Source organism: Mycobacterium sp., from assembly GCF_044223235.1.
Taxonomy (GTDB): Bacteria; Actinomycetota; Actinomycetes; order Mycobacteriales; family Mycobacteriaceae; genus Mycobacterium.
Genome location: NZ_JBGAME010000001.1, coordinates 215131 through 231868 on the forward strand (window position 1 = coordinate 215131; position 16738 = coordinate 231868).

The 16738-nt window shown below is 67.6% G+C and carries 13 protein-coding genes and 2 pseudogenes; 10 read left to right on the forward strand and 5 right to left on the reverse strand.

Annotation, left to right across the window (positions count from 1 at the left end; translation table 11 throughout):
* Window positions 1-22: 22 nt before the first annotated feature.
* Window positions 23-790, forward strand: a pseudogene (locus tag ADBZ6K_RS00985) (transposase); the annotation flags it as partial.
* 217 nt (window positions 791-1007) lie between these two features.
* On the opposite strand, the gene ADBZ6K_RS00990 reads toward ADBZ6K_RS00985, so the two are convergent.
* From ADBZ6K_RS00990 to cphA, 4 genes are read right to left on the reverse strand one after another with little or no spacing between them, the layout of a single operon-like run.
* On the reverse strand, window positions 1008-2138 hold the full coding sequence (locus ADBZ6K_RS00990; RefSeq protein ID WP_526343960.1) for a succinylglutamate desuccinylase/aspartoacylase family protein: 1131 nt from the start codon (window positions 2136-2138) through the stop codon (window positions 1008-1010).
* A 36-nt stretch (window positions 2139-2174) separates the two neighbouring features.
* Window positions 2175-2534 (reverse strand): hypothetical protein, encoded by a 360-nt coding sequence (locus ADBZ6K_RS00995; protein WP_526343961.1) that lies wholly within the window; start codon window positions 2532-2534, stop codon window positions 2175-2177.
* Between the two features lie 21 nt (window positions 2535-2555).
* A complete protein-coding gene (locus ADBZ6K_RS01000) occupies window positions 2556-4760 on the reverse strand; it encodes a cyanophycinase (protein WP_526343962.1) in 2205 nt (734 codons plus the stop codon).
* Window positions 4757-7492, reverse strand: a complete 2736-nt coding sequence (cphA, locus tag ADBZ6K_RS01005) for a cyanophycin synthetase (protein ID WP_526343963.1) — start codon at window positions 7490-7492, stop codon at window positions 4757-4759. Before cphA ends, ADBZ6K_RS01000 begins: the two co-directional genes overlap by 4 nt.
* Before the next feature lie 207 nt (window positions 7493-7699).
* Here cphA and ADBZ6K_RS01010 point away from each other — a divergent pair, with 207 nt between their 5' ends.
* Window positions 7700-7873: a hypothetical protein gene (locus ADBZ6K_RS01010; protein WP_526343964.1), complete on the forward strand. Its 174-nt coding sequence runs from the start codon at window positions 7700-7702 to the stop codon at window positions 7871-7873.
* Between the two features lie 311 nt (window positions 7874-8184).
* Window positions 8185-8372, forward strand: a pseudogene (locus ADBZ6K_RS01015) (integrase); the annotation flags it as partial.
* 316 nt (window positions 8373-8688) lie between these two features.
* Here ADBZ6K_RS01015 and ADBZ6K_RS01020 read toward each other — a convergent pair.
* Window positions 8689-9198, reverse strand: coding sequence for a hypothetical protein (locus tag ADBZ6K_RS01020; RefSeq protein ID WP_526343965.1), 510 nt, complete (start codon window positions 9196-9198; stop codon window positions 8689-8691).
* Window positions 9199-9284: 86 nt separating this feature from the next.
* Here ADBZ6K_RS01020 and ADBZ6K_RS01025 point away from each other — a divergent pair, with 86 nt between their 5' ends.
* The 7 genes from ADBZ6K_RS01025 to ribD all read left to right on the forward strand — a co-directional run bounded on the left by ADBZ6K_RS01025 (window position 9285) and on the right by ribD (window position 16730).
* Window positions 9285-11087: a DUF2207 domain-containing protein gene (locus tag ADBZ6K_RS01025; protein WP_526343966.1), complete on the forward strand. Its 1803-nt coding sequence runs from the start codon at window positions 9285-9287 to the stop codon at window positions 11085-11087.
* The gene (locus ADBZ6K_RS01030; RefSeq protein ID WP_526343967.1) at window positions 11081-11617 is read left to right on the forward strand and encodes a LemA family protein; all 537 of its coding nucleotides are present in this window, start codon (window positions 11081-11083) and stop codon (window positions 11615-11617) included. The genes ADBZ6K_RS01025 and ADBZ6K_RS01030 overlap by 7 nt, the downstream gene beginning before the upstream one ends.
* Window positions 11618-11787: 170 nt before the next feature.
* Window positions 11788-12672 (forward strand): sugar phosphate isomerase/epimerase family protein, encoded by an 885-nt coding sequence (locus ADBZ6K_RS01035; protein WP_526343968.1) that lies wholly within the window; start codon window positions 11788-11790, stop codon window positions 12670-12672.
* Window positions 12673-12698: 26 nt separating this feature from the next.
* Window positions 12699-13637 (forward strand): methionyl-tRNA formyltransferase, encoded by a 939-nt coding sequence (gene fmt / locus ADBZ6K_RS01040; RefSeq protein ID WP_526343969.1) that lies wholly within the window; start codon window positions 12699-12701, stop codon window positions 13635-13637.
* Window positions 13634-15070, forward strand: coding sequence for a transcription antitermination factor NusB (locus ADBZ6K_RS01045; protein WP_526343970.1), 1437 nt, complete (start codon window positions 13634-13636; stop codon window positions 15068-15070). Before fmt ends, ADBZ6K_RS01045 begins: the two co-directional genes overlap by 4 nt.
* Window positions 15067-15732 (forward strand): ribulose-phosphate 3-epimerase, encoded by a 666-nt coding sequence (gene rpe, locus ADBZ6K_RS01050; protein WP_526343971.1) that lies wholly within the window; start codon window positions 15067-15069, stop codon window positions 15730-15732. The genes ADBZ6K_RS01045 and rpe overlap by 4 nt, the downstream gene beginning before the upstream one ends.
* Entirely contained in the window at window positions 15729-16730 is a 1002-nt protein-coding gene (ribD, locus tag ADBZ6K_RS01055; RefSeq protein WP_526343972.1) for a bifunctional diaminohydroxyphosphoribosylaminopyrimidine deaminase/5-amino-6-(5-phosphoribosylamino)uracil reductase RibD, read from the forward strand. The genes rpe and ribD overlap by 4 nt, the downstream gene beginning before the upstream one ends.
* Window positions 16731-16738 lie beyond the last annotated feature (8 nt).

A 16738-nucleotide genomic window follows, 5' to 3' on the forward strand; every position in this document is an offset into this window, starting at 1 on the left:
GGACGGTCGGGTGGACGTGTGGGTGGTCCATCCGGGCCGGACCCGGTTCGCCTGCCCGGACTGCGAGCGCAGGCTGTCGGTCTATGACCACTCCGAGGAGCGGGCGTGGCGGCATCTGGACTCGTGCGCGTTCCTGACGTTCCTGCACGCCAGTCCGCCGCGGGTGGCTTGCCCTGAGCACGGGGTGCGCCAGGTCCAGCTGCCTTGGGCCGAGCCGCATTCCCGGTTCACCGTGCTGTTCGAGCGGCTGGCGATCGACGTGCTCAAGGAGTGCGACGTGCTCGGCGCGGCCCGGCTGTTGCGGCTGAGCTGGGAGCAGGAGTGGCATCTGATGGACCGCGCGGTCGCCCGGGGATTGGCGGCCAAGCCGCTGACGGTACCCGCTCGCATCGGCGCCGACGACAAGATCGTCTTCGACCGCTACCAAATCATGAAGTACCTGACCACCGCGGTGGACACCGTCCGCAAGCAGGAGAACCGGGCGCTCAACGCGATCGGCGACAACAGCCTTGCTGGCAGCAAGTACCTGTGGCTGTACTCCGCGGAGAACCTGCCCGAACGTCACCAGGACCGCTTCGCGCTGCTGCGCGCCGGCGACCTCAAGACCGGCCGGGCCTGGGCGATCACGGAGAGTCTGCGCCACTTCTGGTCCTACCGGCGCCGCGGCTGGGGTGCCAAGCACTTCAAGCGCTGGTACTTCTGGGCCACCCACTGCCGGCTGAAGCCGGTCATCGACGCGGCCAAGACGCTCCAACGCCACCAAGCCGGACTGCTGTCCTACTTCGCGCACCCGATCACCAACGTCGGCGCCGCATCCAGGCCATCAAGGTCTCCGCGCGCGGCTGCCGCAACCAGGAGCACTTCAAGACCGCAATCTATTTCCACCTCGGCGCACTACAGCTCTACCCGACGACACCGTGACCCACGGACTTCCGGAAGAACCCATAAAGGCAAACTGCGCGAACGCCGGATCGGGTCGCCTGTAACACATTTCCGCGCGACAACCATCAATCCGAAAGCAAATTGCCCGTTCTGCAATCCAGAGGAATTTCGCCGGCGATCTTGCCGATCACCCGTCCCGGCCAGGCATAAGGCTGGCTATGGCGAGCAAAGAGCCGCCCGTCGGTCTCGGCAAGCAATTCCGTCTCCTCGCCGAGCGGATCGATCACCGTGGCGACGACATCGCCCTTGCGGACCAGATCGCCCAGCCGACGGTGATAGGCGACGAGCCCCGCGACCGGCGAGCGCAATTGCGCCATTGCCGTCAGCGCGGTGGCGCGGCAGGACAAACGCGGGTGCCCGCCCGACCCTTTGCTGGTCTCCCGGCCCTTGGCCGGGGCGACAAAGCCGCGTCCCTGCAACATCCGCAACAGCGCTGTGGCTTGTTCGGCGGCGCGTTCGGGATCGACATCGTCGTTGCTGCCCATTTCCAGCGTGGCGGCGAGGCAGGCCGGCGGAATGGGCAGACCGGGGTGGTTCGCGGCCAGCGCCCACCATGGACCGGCGCAGGCCTCATCGAAGGGGTAACCGCCCGACACCTCTGCCAGAAGCACCGCTCGCGCATCGATCGCCGCGGCGATATCCTCGGCCGCCGGCCACAGCGCCGGGCCGACATACATGTGTGGCTCAGCCTCGTTGTCGGCGTGAAGATCGAGCACGAGGTCGGCGTCATGGGCGAGCGTCAGCAATCTGTGGCGCAGATGTGCCAGTGCACCATCCGGCGTCGGCGCTGTCGCCGCAAGTTTCGCCGCCATCGCGGCCCGGATCGTTTCGACGTTCGACGCCGCGTCCGGCCCCAGCGACAGCCTTCCGAGGTTTTCAAGGTCGGACAGATCGGCATAGTTCCGGTTGAAATTTTCACCCGTGCCGCTTTCGAGCCGACCGAACAGGAAGCCCGTTTCGGTCTGCGTCAGGCCGATCGGGTTTGCCTGGGGCACAAGCAGGATTTCACCGTGGACCCCGCCGCGAGCTTCCGCTTCGGCCAGATGCCCGGCCAGAATGCGCAGGACCAGCATGCCGGGGAACTCGTCGGCATGCAGTCCGGCCTGCAAATAAGCCTTCCTGCCCGTCCCCGCCGCACCGAAACTGAGCACGGTCAGGCGATGTGGCGAGCCCGGCAGATCGTAGGTCTGGCGCATCGCGGTTTCACTCCGCCGGTTTCTACTCCGCCCGTCTCACTCCGCCTGCGGAGCATCCGTCTGCGGAGCTTCCGGCGCGCCGGCCGGAAGCACGAACACGTCTGTCTCGTAATAGGCCGCGCAGGCGGCATGCAGGCGATCTTGCAGCTTGCCTTCCGTCGCCAGCGCCCCTGCGATCAAACGATGACCGGGGGGCATGTCGCGCAGTTCGATACCCTGCGCATCGACAAAGGCCGTCACGCCGGCCTCGCCCAGTTCCGGCAGCTCCATGGCGGCCTCGATGACGGCGAGCGGCGAGGTGTAGCGCGGCCCTGCGGCGGCAATGGCAGGGGCGTTTGCAGCCGCTTTCTCCGCATCGGAAAGCAGCGTGGTCAGAGTGGTCCCATCGAGATACATGACTGTCCGTTCTTTGTAGTTTCATCCGTGCCGATCACGGATGCTTTCAATATCGAGATGGCCGGTGCCATCCTCATGTGAGCGATAGCGCAAGGCAATATGCGCTTCTTGTGTGACACCAGGCGCGGTCACCGGGCCGGCATTGCCGACGCATTCCTCGATCAGTTCGGCCACCAGCGTATCCAGCACGGCGGCGGAAGCGGTAACCGGCGCCAGCCGGGTGACGGTCCCGGCCGCCATGTCGATGACATCCCCCGGTCCGGCAAAACACAGCCTGGTGTCGGGCGCGATGAAATCGTCCCCCGCAAGCTCGGTCTTGAGCGGATCGATCTCGACCAAGACGGCGCCGCGCGCGCCGGTCGCCGTGAGTTGGCTGTTGTCGTGGTTGGCGATGACGCCGCTGTCTTCCAGAAGACCGAGCCCGAAGCGTACGCCCTCCTCGGCGCAGGCGACGGCAAGGCGGCCGAGACGGCGCGAGGACGACAGTTTCTGGTCGACGATGGCGGCGCCAAAAAATCCCAACCCTTCCTGGATCACCAATCCGTGCCGTCCCATATCCGAGGCAATGCCGAAGCGCAGCGCTTCGTAAGACGTCCCGCCGCCGATCATGCAACCGGACAGCGCCGAGGCCGCGCCGCTCACCCCGACGATCATCGCGCCGGCCGCCCGCGCCCGCGCAATGGCGGTCAGCAGCGGCGTGACATCGCCACGGTAGAGCAAGGATTCCACCAGCCTGATCTGGTTACCGCCGGTCAGGATGATGGTGCGCAGGGCGGCGATCTGCTCGACCAGCGCTTCCTCGCGCATCCGGCGATCAACATTGTCGATGGTGACGCGCAGATCGGTGGCCTCGACGCCGTGCCCGCGCAAGGCGCCGATATATTCCCGCGCGGTCGCGCGGGGCTCGGCGGAAGCGGCGGCAAGCACACCCACCGGCCCCTCGCACTGCGACGCCAGTTCCGCAAGCAGCAGGCTGCCGCGGTCGAGCGGCGCCGAGCCCAGCATCATCACGCGCGCCTGCTTTCCCGGCTTCTCGCCATAGTCGCGGGACAGCGCCGCCCGCCGGTTCTCCGCCAGTTGCGCCGCATTGAGCCGGCGCGTCTGCATGCTGGCTCGAAAATCCACCGCCGTCATGCGGAAATGACGCCCGCGTCCAGGAATATAGGCGGCCGCACGGCCGCCCTGGCGGGATATCTCGACGCTGGTGGCGCAACCCGCCTTGGGCTCTATCGCGCGGGCGCGATCCGTCGGATAGGCCTCGGGGTCCCCGAGCACCAGCCGCGCCACGAGATCGTACAGCGTATATGCGCCGAAGACGTTGCGGAGCGAGCGGGCGGGGGCCTTGTAGGTAATGTCGCGCCGGGTCACCGGCCGCTTGCCCGGACCGGGGAGGACCTCACCAGTTTCCAGGTCATAGCTGTCACCGTTGTCGGCATAGCTGAAACCGATATTTTCGATCAGCTTGCGGCGGCGATCGACTTTCGCGTCCTCGAGATGGAGCACGAAGGCGCCATATTCGCCGATCACCCGCGCAATCTTGCCCTCGACGAACAAAGCGGTGTTTTCGTCTATGCCGAAGCCGCGCTTCGCGCCGGACGCCTGCATGCCGACGACCAGCCGGCCGAACCGGCCGCGCTTGATGAAATGCTGGTCGATCATGCCCCATGGAAAGAAGCCGAGCCCCGGCTCCAGCAGCATTCCGGGCTGGTCCGGGTCATCGACCACGCCATAGGTCGCAGCTTCCAGCGACGTGCCACCGGAAATCATCACATCGGACATGATGGCGGCCCCAGCACTCGACCCGGCGACCATCGCACCGTTGCGCTGCGCTTTGCGGATCGCCTTCAGCACCCGGCTTTCCCTGCCCTTCGGTGCCAGCGCCCCGGTGATCAGGGCCTGGTCGCCGCCGGTGAAATAGACGCTGCCATAGTCCTCGACGAGATCGGCGATCGCCTTGTCTTGCGCGGCCTGGACCGCCCCGACGCCGTGAACCCCGGCGAGGACGGCATCGAAGCCATGGGCGCAAAACACGCCGACGGTTTCGGGGCCGACCTCGTCAGGCACTGACGACGCCGTCGCGAAGACGACGATCCTTCCGCCCGCCAGACGGCGCATCTCGTCATAGACGGCGGCATTGTCATCTTCCAGCCGGCCGCCGACGATCGCCAGTTTCGGGTGGAACTCCCCATGATGAGCGAATGAGACTCTGCCAGGTCTCCCTGTCATTTCGCCGGAACGATCAGCACACCTCGATCATCGGACTTGAGAACGAAGCCATCGGGAACGTCGAAGGTGGATGCTGCCAGACGCTTTGCGACGGGCTCCGGTCCGGGCGCGGTGAATTTCGGGGTGAAGTGGATGATCTGCTTCCAGCAGCGCGTAATCCCCTCGCAGAAGAACAACACCAAATCGTCTGGTTGCGCCTGCGAAAGCGCCGCATCGAGGGCCTTTTCCTCCTCCTCGATGATGGTGATCGCGTCGGGCGCGACACCCTCGGCAATCAGGGCGGCCCGCATCAGCTTCGGCATTTCGTCGGGCCTGCGATCGCGCGGATCGTCGTCGCGGTGGCAGATGTAGGCGTCGAAATGGCCGGCGACCTTGCGGGCAATAGCCGCCACGTCCTCGTCGCGCCGGTCACCCGGGCAGGTGACGCAGACGATCCGGCGCCCGCGCTGCTTGAGCCTGTCGACCACGTCGACCATGGCTCCCACGGCCGCCTCGTTGTGCCCATAGTCGAGGATCACCCGGAAACCGTGTTCATCAAACACATTCATCCGGCCGGGGCTCTGGAAGAAGCTGTTGTCGAAGGTGCGCAGTCCGGTGCGGACCTGATCCAGTGTCTTGCCAAGCGCATAGGCCATGCCGGCGGCGAACATGGCGTTTTCGACGTTGTGCAGCGCCTTGCCCTCCAGTGTCGCCGGGATGAGTTGGGTCCACATCAGCGGCATCTGTGTGCCGTTGTCGTAGATCACGATCTGGTCGCCGTTCACCCCCTGCTCAAGAACGACAGCAAGCTTGCCGAGCCGGATATGTTCGCGCACCAGCTCATGCTCCGGGTTGCGCGTCACATACATGACCTGCCTTGCGGGCGAGAAGGCCGCCATTTTCAGCGTCTGCTCGTCATCGGCGTTCAGCACCACCGTGCCGCGCGTGACCTCCGCGACGACGCGTTTCACCCGGGCAAGGCCGTCCAGCGTGTCGACGCCGCCGAGCCCCAGATGGTCGGACGCGACGTTCAGCACCGCGCCCACATCGCAAAAGTTATAGCCCAGGCCGGAGCGGACGATGCCGCCGCGCGCCGTCTCCAGGACCGCGATGTCGACCGAGGGATCGCGCAGCACCATCTTGGCGGAGACCGGCCCGGTCATGTCGCCCTTGACGGTCACGTTGCCGTCGATCACCACCGCGTCGGTCGAGGTCTGCCCCACGACATGGCCCGCCATTTTCAGGATGTGCGCCAGCATGCGCGAGCACGTGGTCTTGCCGTTCGTTCCGGTCACGGCGGCGATGGGAACGTGCATCTGGGTGCCCGGCGGAAAGAGCATGTCCATGATCGCTCCGCCCACGTCGCGCGGCGTGCCCTCGGAAGGCGCGATATGCATGCGCAGGCCAGGTCCCGCATTGATCTCGCAAATGCCGCCCCCGGTCTCGCGATAACTCCTGGTGATATCGGTGGTCAGGAAATCCACGGCGCCGACATCGAGCCCGATCGCCCGGATCGCCCGCTCGGCCATCAGCTTGTTGTCGGGATGGATCGTGTCGGTGACATCCACCGCCGTGCCGCCCGTCGAAATATTCGCGGTCTTGCGCAGGTACACCTCCTCGCCCTCGGCGGGGACCGTCCTTTCCGTGTAGCCCTTTTCCTCAAGCAGGCGCTTCGCCTGAGCGTCGAGTTCGAGCCGCGTCAGCACGTTTTCGTGCCCGACGCCACGGCGCGGATCCTGATTGACGATATCCACCAGCTCGGCAACGGTGTGTTGCCCGTCGCCCTTCACATGACCCGGCACCCGGCGTGCGGCGGCGGCGAGCTGGCCGTTGACCACCAGAAGCCGGTGGTCGTCGCCGCGCAGCATGGTCTCCACCAACACGGACGATCCTTCGGCATCGGCGGTCTCGAAGGCGGCGGCGATGCCGTCCTCGGCTGTGATATTGGCGGTGACGCCCCGGCCATGATTGCCGTCGAGCGGCTTGACGACCACGGGATAACCGATGCGTTCGGCCGCCCTTATCGCCTCGTCCACGCTGTAGACCAGCTTCTGCCTCGGCACGGGCAGACCGAGATCGGCAAGGATCGTGTTGCAGAGGTTCTTGTCCGAGGCGATTTCGACAGCGATATGTGAGGTTCTCGACGTCAGCGCCGCCTCGATCCGCTGCTGATACTTGCCCTCGCCGACCTGGATCAGGCTGGCGTCGTTCAGCCGGTAGACCGGAATGTCGCGGGCCTGCGCTGCACGTACCAATTCCATGGCCGAGGGCCCCAGAGAATGCCTGTCGGCATAGGCCAGGAAATCCTCGACGTTTTTGTCGAGGTCGGGAGCCTCTTGATTATCGAAGTCGGCGCGGGCGATGGCCGCGAGCATGTCGCAGGCAACCTCGCCGGCCTCGATACCGATGTCCTCATTGCCATAGCTGTAGAACACCTCGACGATATCTGGATCGCCCGTCGATCCCGACCACGCCAGTGTGCCGTCAACGCCGGCGGCATGCTGAAGCGCCAAAGCGAGCCTTGCGACCAGATCGCCGATGGAAAGCCCCTCGCCGGCGTGCAATGCGGCAAGCCACTCGGCCTGTTCCAGCGCAAGCCCCGGCAGCACCGCTGCCAATCTGTCGATCACGCCCGCCCCCAGGCCCTCGAGGGTTTCCGCATAGCTCGGCTTGACGTTCAGCTTGAGCCGGATAACCGCCTCCCGCGCATGAACGTTCGGACCGACATAAACCTGAATGGAATCGATATTCATGGGGCATCCTCATCAAGCGTCGGGCATCTACACACGAGAACGCGGTCGGACATTGCCGCGCAACACAATGGAGCGTATTCCAACATGCGGGAAGTCGTTCATCGGCGGGCGAGGTCTCTCGAAGATGAAGGTTCCTACGCGCCTCATCCGAAACGACCTTGACGTGCACGACGCTACCGGGGTCGGGCGGGCTTCGCCTGCGCTGACGTGACCACCTATGTGGACAACGACGATGACGATGTGTACGAGGACCTCGAGCGATCCGGGGAACACGAAGCTGCGGCGACACTGTGGCAGATGCAGGACACTTACCTCGATCTTTCGCGTAGTTCGGTGACGGCGAGTGTTGTTCACGCGAAAGGTGCACTGCTTCAACGATGATCGACGTTGCGACGGTCCGATCTTCGTTACCAGGAGTGCACCTATCAGATGCAGGCTACTACGGATTGGTCGAACAGTCTTCGGGTCGAGGTCCGCGGCAACGATGTGATCGGGCACGCCGGGAACGTCATCCCCCGGATGCTGGTCGACAACCTGGGCCTGACCAGCGGATTGTCGTCGGCGCTGTCGAGGCCGGAGGTGCTCCACGACCGGGGCGCGGTGCTGCGCGATGTGGCGGTGTCGATCGCCGGAGGCGCGGAGAACCTGGCCGGCCAGGCCGGCGGGTCGCGGGGCGGGTGGAAGCCGTTCCTCGGCTGCTGCTGGCAGTTCTCGATGACAGCGGGATCCGGATCGGCGAGCTCTCGGGTTGCGGCGCAACGATATCGCCGCAGCCGGGCGGGAGATCACGGTGGTCCGCCGCGACAACGACAACGGTGCCCGCACGAAGTCGATCACCACGAGGACGGTCCCGGTGAGCGCGGAGTCGGTGCGCTTGTATCTCACCGCCGAGGATGCTCGGGTGGTGCTAGAGAAGGCGGGCCTTTCGACGACCGGCGGGTGGCCTGGTGACCGCCCCGGCAGCGGAATGCCCGCAGAGCCTGCTGGGCAGGTTGATGGCGGTCGTGCGGGCCGAGTTCCGCATTCAGACATTGATTTTCGAGCCAGCTGATCAGGTGTTCGGCGGCGAAGCATGCCGGGTGACCGGTTGCGACCGCCATGCTCGCGGACACGGGTTGTGCCTGAATCATCGAGTGCGATGGGTCAAGCAGGCACGCCCCGACCTAGAGGAATGCATCACCCGGACCGACCCGAGGTTACAACGGCAACGGCTCAACCAACGGGGCGCGGTCACCCGCTGTGAATACGGATCCGCGCGTAAAGGCTTGTGTCAGCTGCATGCTCAGCGGTGGGAACGGGCCGGGCGGCCCGATCACACCACCTGGATGGCTGATCCGCCAGTGCTCAAGGCGCCGCCGACTGGGGCGAGTTGCCGCATCCGGCATTGTGAGTTTTGGCCGGAGGCGTCGGAGCCGTTCTGTCATTCCCACAACGCAGCTGAGACTGGAACTGCAGTACACGTTGCAGCAGCGTCGTGATCGGCGTGTCGGCAAGCCGAATACCCACGCGATGTCTGGCGGATGCACCGCCTCGGCTTCGACGGCCGCCGCACCCTGCACCCCGCGGTTGGCATCGAAAACATTGAGCAACTCAATCGTCAGCTGCTCGAACGCTCGCTGGCAGACCTGGCCCACGAACGCCATCCACAACGCCGCAGCGCCCACATCGGGCTGCTGAACGGATTCTTCGTGGCGATCCGTCAACATCGCAGAGGCCCTCATTGTGTGCCCGATCGACCCATTGCACATAGGGTGAGTCCTGACCTGGGCGGGTGGGTCGGACGGAGGCGCGAATGAAGTGGATCGGCCGAGTGCTGCGCTGGTCGATCGTCCCACTGCTGATCGTCGTCGCCACGTTGTGGCCGTTGCTGTTCACCAACTCCTCGGGGTCGGATCCGGTCGACGATCCGGTCTGGTTCAGCAATTACCGCGCCGAGTTCGTCGTGGCCCGGGACGGCACCGTGACCGCCACCGAAACCATCACCGCGGAGTTTCCGGTCCAGCGCCACGGCCTCTTCCGCTACTGGGACACCGCCAACGCCAATGATCCCCACGTCCGCCAGCCACCCCGGATCACCTCCATCACCGTCGACGGTGAGCCGGCGAGGTTCCAGATGCTCTCCGAGAGCGGCGGCCGGTTCCGGGTCGCCAAGATCGGCGACCCGGACAGCTACCTGGACTACGGCACCCACGTATACGAGATCCGCTACACCATCGCCGGTGTGCTCGACCCGGGCGCCACCGGCGCCGACCGCACCTTCGCATCGACCGAAGGGCGGACCGCCGCGCCGACCGTGTTCTACTGGAACGTCATTGCCCCGGCGTGGAACAACAGGATCGAGCGCGCGGACATCACCGTCCGCATGCCCGCCGGTGTCAGCGGCGCGCAGTGCGCGGTGGGATACGGCACCGGCCGGGCGTGCCAGGAAATGTCGATCGACGGCGACACGATGACGGTGTCGGCGTCGCGGCTGCCGCCGCGCACACCGGTGACAGTGCGGGTGGGTGTCGACGTCCCCACCCCGGCCAGGTCTGGACTGCCCTGGTCGCAACGATGGGATGTGATTCTCGGGCAGTCGGTTTCGGCTGTGGCCGGGGTGGCCGCCTTGACCGTGCTCGGTGCGGTCATCGCCGCGGCGATGGTCCGGTTCACCGTCGAGCGCCCACCGGGCTTCCCGTTGCAGTACGCGCCGCCGGACTGGGTCGGACCCGTGCAGTTCGAGTACATCCGCACCGAATCGGTGGCCAAGGACGGTCTCACCGCCACACTGTTCTATCTCGGCGAACGCGGGCTGATCTCGCTGCAGCAGACCGGCGAGAAGAAGTGGACCATCCGCGGGCTCGCCGGCGGATGGCAGTCGATCGACCCGGTCAGCCTCGCGGTCGCCAAGGCGCTGAAGGTCGGCACACCCGGCGGCCAGTTCAAGGCCAACGGCTCGGTGTCGGCGGGAAAGAAACTGTCGCAGGCCAAGTCCGATATGGATGCCGCCGTGCGCAAGTGGGGCTTCGATTACGGCCTGCTGGAGAGGCGCCGCGCCGAATGGTGGGTGCGGGTGGCCAACTTCGGCGCCCTGCTGCTCACCGCCGTGGCCTCGCTGGGCTGGCTCGGCACGCAGATGTGGGTGCTGCCGTTCGCGGTGTTCTTCGTCATGTCCGCACCGGGATGGCGGCCCGGCGTCGGCACCCGGCGCACCACCCCGGCCGGCCGCGAATTATGGTCGCGGGCAGGTGGATTCCACCGCTTGCTGGCCACCGACTCGGCTGAGTCCCGGTTCGATTTCGCGGCGCGCAAGGACCTCTACACCGCGTACATCCCGTTCGCCGTGGCCGCCGGTGCTGCGGCGTTATGGGCAAGGAAGTACGAGGCCACGATGGGTGCGGTTGCACCGCAGCCGGTTTGGTATCACTCAACGTCGTCGTCGGACGGCTCGGGATTCACCGGCGGCACCGGCTTCGACAGTTTCGAATCGGCGTTGTCGTCGTCCATCGGCGCCTATACGGCCTCACAGTCATCGTCGTCGTCCAGCAGCAGCGGCGGCGGTGGTGGTGGCGGCGGGGGCGGTGGCGGCGGAGGTGGAGGAGGCGGATCATGGTGAATTCCCTGCTGATACTGGTGCTGATCGTCGCCGTACTGGTGCTGATCGGTCTGGTGGTGGGCTACAACAAACTTCGCGCCGCGGATGTGCGGGTATCCGAGGCGCTCAGCGGTATCGACGTCGAGTTGACCCGGCGCGCGGCACTGATCCCGAGCCTGGTGCACACCGTGCAGACGTACGCCGCCCATGAGAGGACGATCCTCGACCACGTGACCGGTGCGCGGGCCGCGCTGACCACCGCGACCGGTGGTGCGTCGGTCGCCCAGCGCAGTGCGGCCGAGCGGGAGCTCGACTCCGCACTCATCCCGCTGCTGGCGCTGGGGCGGAACTATCCACAGCTGAACTCCTCCAACAACTTCCTGAACCTGCAGCAGAACCTCACCGACACCGAGAACAAGCTGGCGTTCGCCCGCCAGTACTACAACGACGCGGTGGCCACGCTGAACCGACTGGTCGGCAGCATCCCGTGGATGTACATCGCTGGTATGGCGGGGGTGTCCGAGCGGGAGTACTACCAGACCCCGCGCTGAGCGGATCACCCGGCAATCGACCGGGAATCACGATGCAGAACGCCGGCCAATACACCGGAGAAGGTAGCGCCCAATTCCCGCCGGCTTTCCCCCACAATGGCGGCACGACGGCGGTCATCTGCTCAGCGAGCGGTGTTCTGCCGTAGGTCTTGTGCGCGCAGGGAGCGGGTATGGCAACGGGTTTTTCCTTGAGGGCGGCATCATCGACATCGGGGCCGGATCGGATCATTTCGCTTGCGCCGCTGACGGTGCTGGAACTCGATCCCGCCGAGATGGTCGGCTGCGCCGCTTCGGCCGGCTACGACGCCGTCGGTCTGCGATTGCGCCCGGTCACCGACACTGAACCGCAACGCCCGACGATCGGCGTGACGCCGCTGATCCGCGACGTCCGATGCAGACTGGACGATTCGGGGCTGCGGCTGCTGGACATCGAGGTGGTCCGGCTGACACCCGACACGCGTGTCCGCGCCGACTTCACCGCCTTCCTGGACACTGGCGCCTTCCTGTCGGCCAGCGAGGTATTGGTCACGGGCTACGACAGCGACCACACCCGCGTTGCCGACAACCTGGCCGAACTGGCCGAACCGGCAGGCGACTTCGGCCTGACGCCGAACCTGGAACCCATGCCGTGGACAGGGGTGAAGAATCTGCAGCAGGGTGCGGCGATCATGGCAGCGTGCGGACACGCCAACGTCGGATTGCTCGTCTACGCCATCCACTACGAGCGGGCACTGAACACGCCCGCGGACCTGTCGTCCCTGCCCGCCGAGTGGATTCGTTATGCGCAGATCTGTGACGCCGTCGCCGAGCGGCCGCAATCCGAGGCCGAGTTGATGCACCAGGGCCGCAACGCCCGGCTGTTCCCGGGAGACGGGTGCATCGATCTGGTGTCGATGCTGCGGGCGCTGCCGCCGGACGTGCCCATCAGCGTGGAGGCGCCGGTGACCTGGCGGGCATCGCCGCTGGAGCGGGCGCGTGCGGCGCAGCGGGCGGCGCGACGGGTTGTGGTCATCGCCGACGGGGAGAACTGGGTTCAACCCGCCCGGCCGGCCTGACCGGAGGCGTTCCCTAGACTGTCCGAATGCGCGTGGTGTTCGCCGGTACCCCTGAACCCGCGTTGCCTGCTCTCGGCCGCCTCATAGCGTCGCCTAGACACGAGGTCGTCGCGGTGCTGACCCGGCCCGATGCGGCCGCGGGCAGGCGGGGCAAGCCCACCCCGTCACCCGTCGCGACGCTGGCCGCCGAACACGGCATCGCGGTGTTGAAGCCGCAGCGACCCAACACCGCGGAGTTCGTGGCCGAACTGGCCGAGTTGGAACCGCAGTGTTGTCCGGTGGTCGCCTACGGGGCAATCCTGGGCAGGGATCTGCTGGCGGTGCCTTCGCTCGGATGGGTCAATCTGCATTTCTCGCTGCTGCCCGCTTGGCGTGGCGCCGCGCCGGTGCAGGCCGCAATCGCGGCGGGCGACACCGTCACCGGCGCCAGCACCTTCGTGATCGAGTCCGCCCTGGACACCGGGCCGATTCTCGGGATGGCCACCGAAACGATCCGGCCCACCGACACCGCGGGCGATCTGCTTGTCCGCCTTGCCGTTTCGGGTGCGGCCCTGCTCGAGGCCACGCTCGACGGGATCGAGGACGGGACCCTGCAACCCGTCCCGCAGCCGGTGGACGGTATCAGCATGGCTCCCAAGATCACCGTCGACGGGGCCCGGGTGCGCTGGGATCTGCCCGCCCACACCGTCGAACGCCGGATCAGGGCCGTGACCCCCAACCCGGGTGCGTGGACGATGCTGGGCGAGCTGCGGATCAAGCTGGGCCCGGTGACCCAGGTGGCGGATTCGAGTGAGGACCCGGTGCTCGGACCCGGCGAGATCTGCGTGCAGCGCGGCCGGGTGCTGGTCGGGACGGCTTCGCACGCAGTGCAATTGGGTACGGTGCAGGCGCCGGGCAAGCGGCCGATGGATGCGGCGGACTGGGCCCGCGGAGCGCGGCTCGACGATGGGGTGCGGGCGTCGTGAACCGTCCCCGTCCAGATCGGCAGGGCCGCCCGGACCGGCAGGGCCGCCCGGACCGCAAGGGCCGGCCCGCCCCACGACGGAAACCGCGCCGCACACCGCTCGATCCCGCCCGCCGCGCCGCGTTCGACGTGCTGCGGATGGTGTCCGAGCGGGACTCCTATGCCAACCTGGCACTGCCCGCACTCCTGACCGAGCGCACGATCATCGGGCGCGATGCCGCGTTCGCCACCGAACTCACCTACGGCACCTGCCGGACCCGCGGCCTGCTCGACGCCGTCATCGGCGCGGCGGCGGGGCGAACACCGGACAAGATCGACCCGGTGCTGCTCGACCTGCTCAGGCTCGGCACCTACCAACTGCTGCGGACCCGGGTCGAGCAGCACGCCGCCGTGTCCACGACCGTCGAGCAGGCCGGAATCGAATTCGATTCAGCGCGTGCCGGTTTCGTCAACGCCGTGCTGCGCACCATTTCCGGCAAGGATGAGGCGGGCTGGGTCGCGGAGCTGGCGCCGTCGGCCACCACCGATCGGATCGGGCATCTGGCCTTCGTGTCCGCGCATCCCCGCTGGATCGCGCAGTCCTTCGCCGACGCGCTGGGCGCCCGCGCGGACGAACTGCAGGGCCTGCTGGTTGCCGACGACGAGCGGCCGGTGGTTCACCTGGCGGCACGTCCGGGCGCCATCACCGCCGAGGAACTGGCCGACGCGGTGGGTGGCAGCGTCGGGCGGTACTCGCCGTATGCGGTGTATCTCCCTTCGGGCGACCCCGGTCGGCTGCTGCCGGTGCGCGAGGGGCGGGCGCTCGTGCAGGACGAGGGCAGTCAGCTGGTTGCCCGGGCATTGACGCAGGCGCCCGTCGAGGGTGTCGACAGCGGCCGCTGGCTCGACCTGTGTGCGGGTCCCGGAGGTAAGACGGCGCTGCTGGCCGCGATCGGGTCCGAGCGCGGTGCGGCGGTGACCGCGGTGGAGCCCGCCCCGCGTCGAGCCGATCTGGTCGAGGAGAACACCAGGGGACTGTCGGTCGAGGTGGTCCGCGTCGACGGCCGCGACTCGGGGCTGGAGCCCGGATTCGACCGCGTCCTCGTCGACGCCCCGTGCACGGGTCTGGGCGCGCTGCGGCGCAGGCCGGAGGCGCGCTGGCGCAGACAGCCTGCCGACATCCCGGCACTGACCCGGCTGCAACGCGAACTGCTGTCGTCGGCGATCGAGCTGACCCGCCCCGGCGGTGTGGTGCTGTACGCCACGTGCTCACCGCATCTGGCCGAGACGGTCGGTGTCGTGGCCGACGCGCTGCGCCGCCACCCGGTGACCCAGCTGGACACCCGACCGCTCTTCGCGCCCGCCGACGACCTCGGTGACGGGCCGCATGTGCAGCTGTGGCCGCACCGGCAGGGCGCCGACGCGATGTTTCCCCGGACAGCCCGTCACTCATGATCGCGCCGTCGATCCTCTCCGCAGACTTCGCCAGGCTCGCCGACGAGGCCGCCGCCGTCGAGGGCGCGGACTGGCTGCATGTGGACGTGATGGACGGCCACTTCGTCCCGAATCTGACCCTCGGACTTCCGGTGGTCGAGAGTTTGCTCGCGGCGACCGACATCCCGATGGACTGTCACCTGATGATCGACAACCCCGATCGGTGGGCTCCGCCGTATGCCGAGGCCGGCGCCTACAACGTCACGTTCCACGCCGAGGCGACCGACAACCCGATCGGGGTGGCGCGCGACATCCGGGCGGCGGGCGCCCGGGCCGGTCTGTCGGTCAAGCCGGGCACCCCGCTGGAGCCCTACCTGGAGATCCTGCGTGACTTCGACACGCTGCTGGTGATGTCGGTGGAGCCCGGATTCGGCGGGCAGAGCTTCATCCCGGAGGTGCTGTCGAAGGTCAGCACGGCGCGGCGCCTCGTGGATTCGGGGGAGCTGACGATCCTGGTCGAGATCGACGGCGGCATCAACGCCGAGACGATCGAGGCCGCGGCGGAGGCCGGCGTCGACTGCTTCGTCGCCGGATCGGCGGTGTACGGCGCCGACGATCCCGCCGCGGCGGTGCGGGCCCTGCGGCGTCAGGCCCTCGCCGCGTCGCCACACCTTGGGCGATGACCCTGGCGGCCGCGATGCGGCTGGCGGTCGAGCATGCCGAGCGCGTCAAGGGCACCACATATCCGAATCCACCCGTCGGGGCGGTGATCCTCGATTCCGACGGGCGGATCGCCGGCGCGGGCGCAACGGAGCCTCCCGGCGGTGCCCACGCCGAGATCGTCGCCTTGCGCCGCGCGGGCAGCAAGGCGCGCGGCGGCATCGCGGTGGTCACCCTGGAGCCGTGCAACCATCACGGCCGGACGCCGCCGTGCGTGGATGCCCTTCTGGCGGCCGGGGTTTCGGCTGTCGCCTTCGCGGTGGCCGATCCCAACCCGATCGCCGCAGGCGGTGCGGACCGGCTGGCGCGAGGTGGTGTCGAGGTCGTCGCCGGGGTCGGCGATGACCTGGTCCGCGACGGTCCGCTGCGGGAGTGGCTGCACAAGCAGCGCACGGGGCGCCCGCACGTCACGTGGAAGTACGCGGCCAGTGTCGACGGCCGCAGTGCCGCCGCCGACGGTTCCAGCCAGTGGATCACCAGCGAGGCGGCCCGTGCCGACGTGCATCGGCGCCGGGCCGCCGCCGATGCCATCGTGGTCGGCACGGGAACCGTCTTCGCCGATGACCCGACACTGACCGCACGGCTGCCCGATGGCAGCCTCGCCGACCGCCAGCCCCTGCGCGTGGTCGTCGGCAAGCGCGAAATCTCCTCGGAGGCAAAGGTCCTCAACGACGACTCACGGACGATGGTGATCCGCACCCGCGATCCGCACGAGGTGATCAGGGCGCTGGGTGACCGTACCGATGTACTCGTCGAGGGCGGACCGACGCTGGCGGGGGCCTTCCTGCGCGCGGGTGTCGTCGACCGCATCGTGGCGTACGTGGCGCCGATCCTGCTCGGCGGCCCCGGCACCCTCGTCGACGACGTCGGGGTGCCCACCATCGGGCGCGCGCTGCGCTGGCGCTTCGACGGGATCGAACGGGTCGGTCCGGACGTGCTGCTGTCGCTGGTGCCCCGCTGACTTCACGT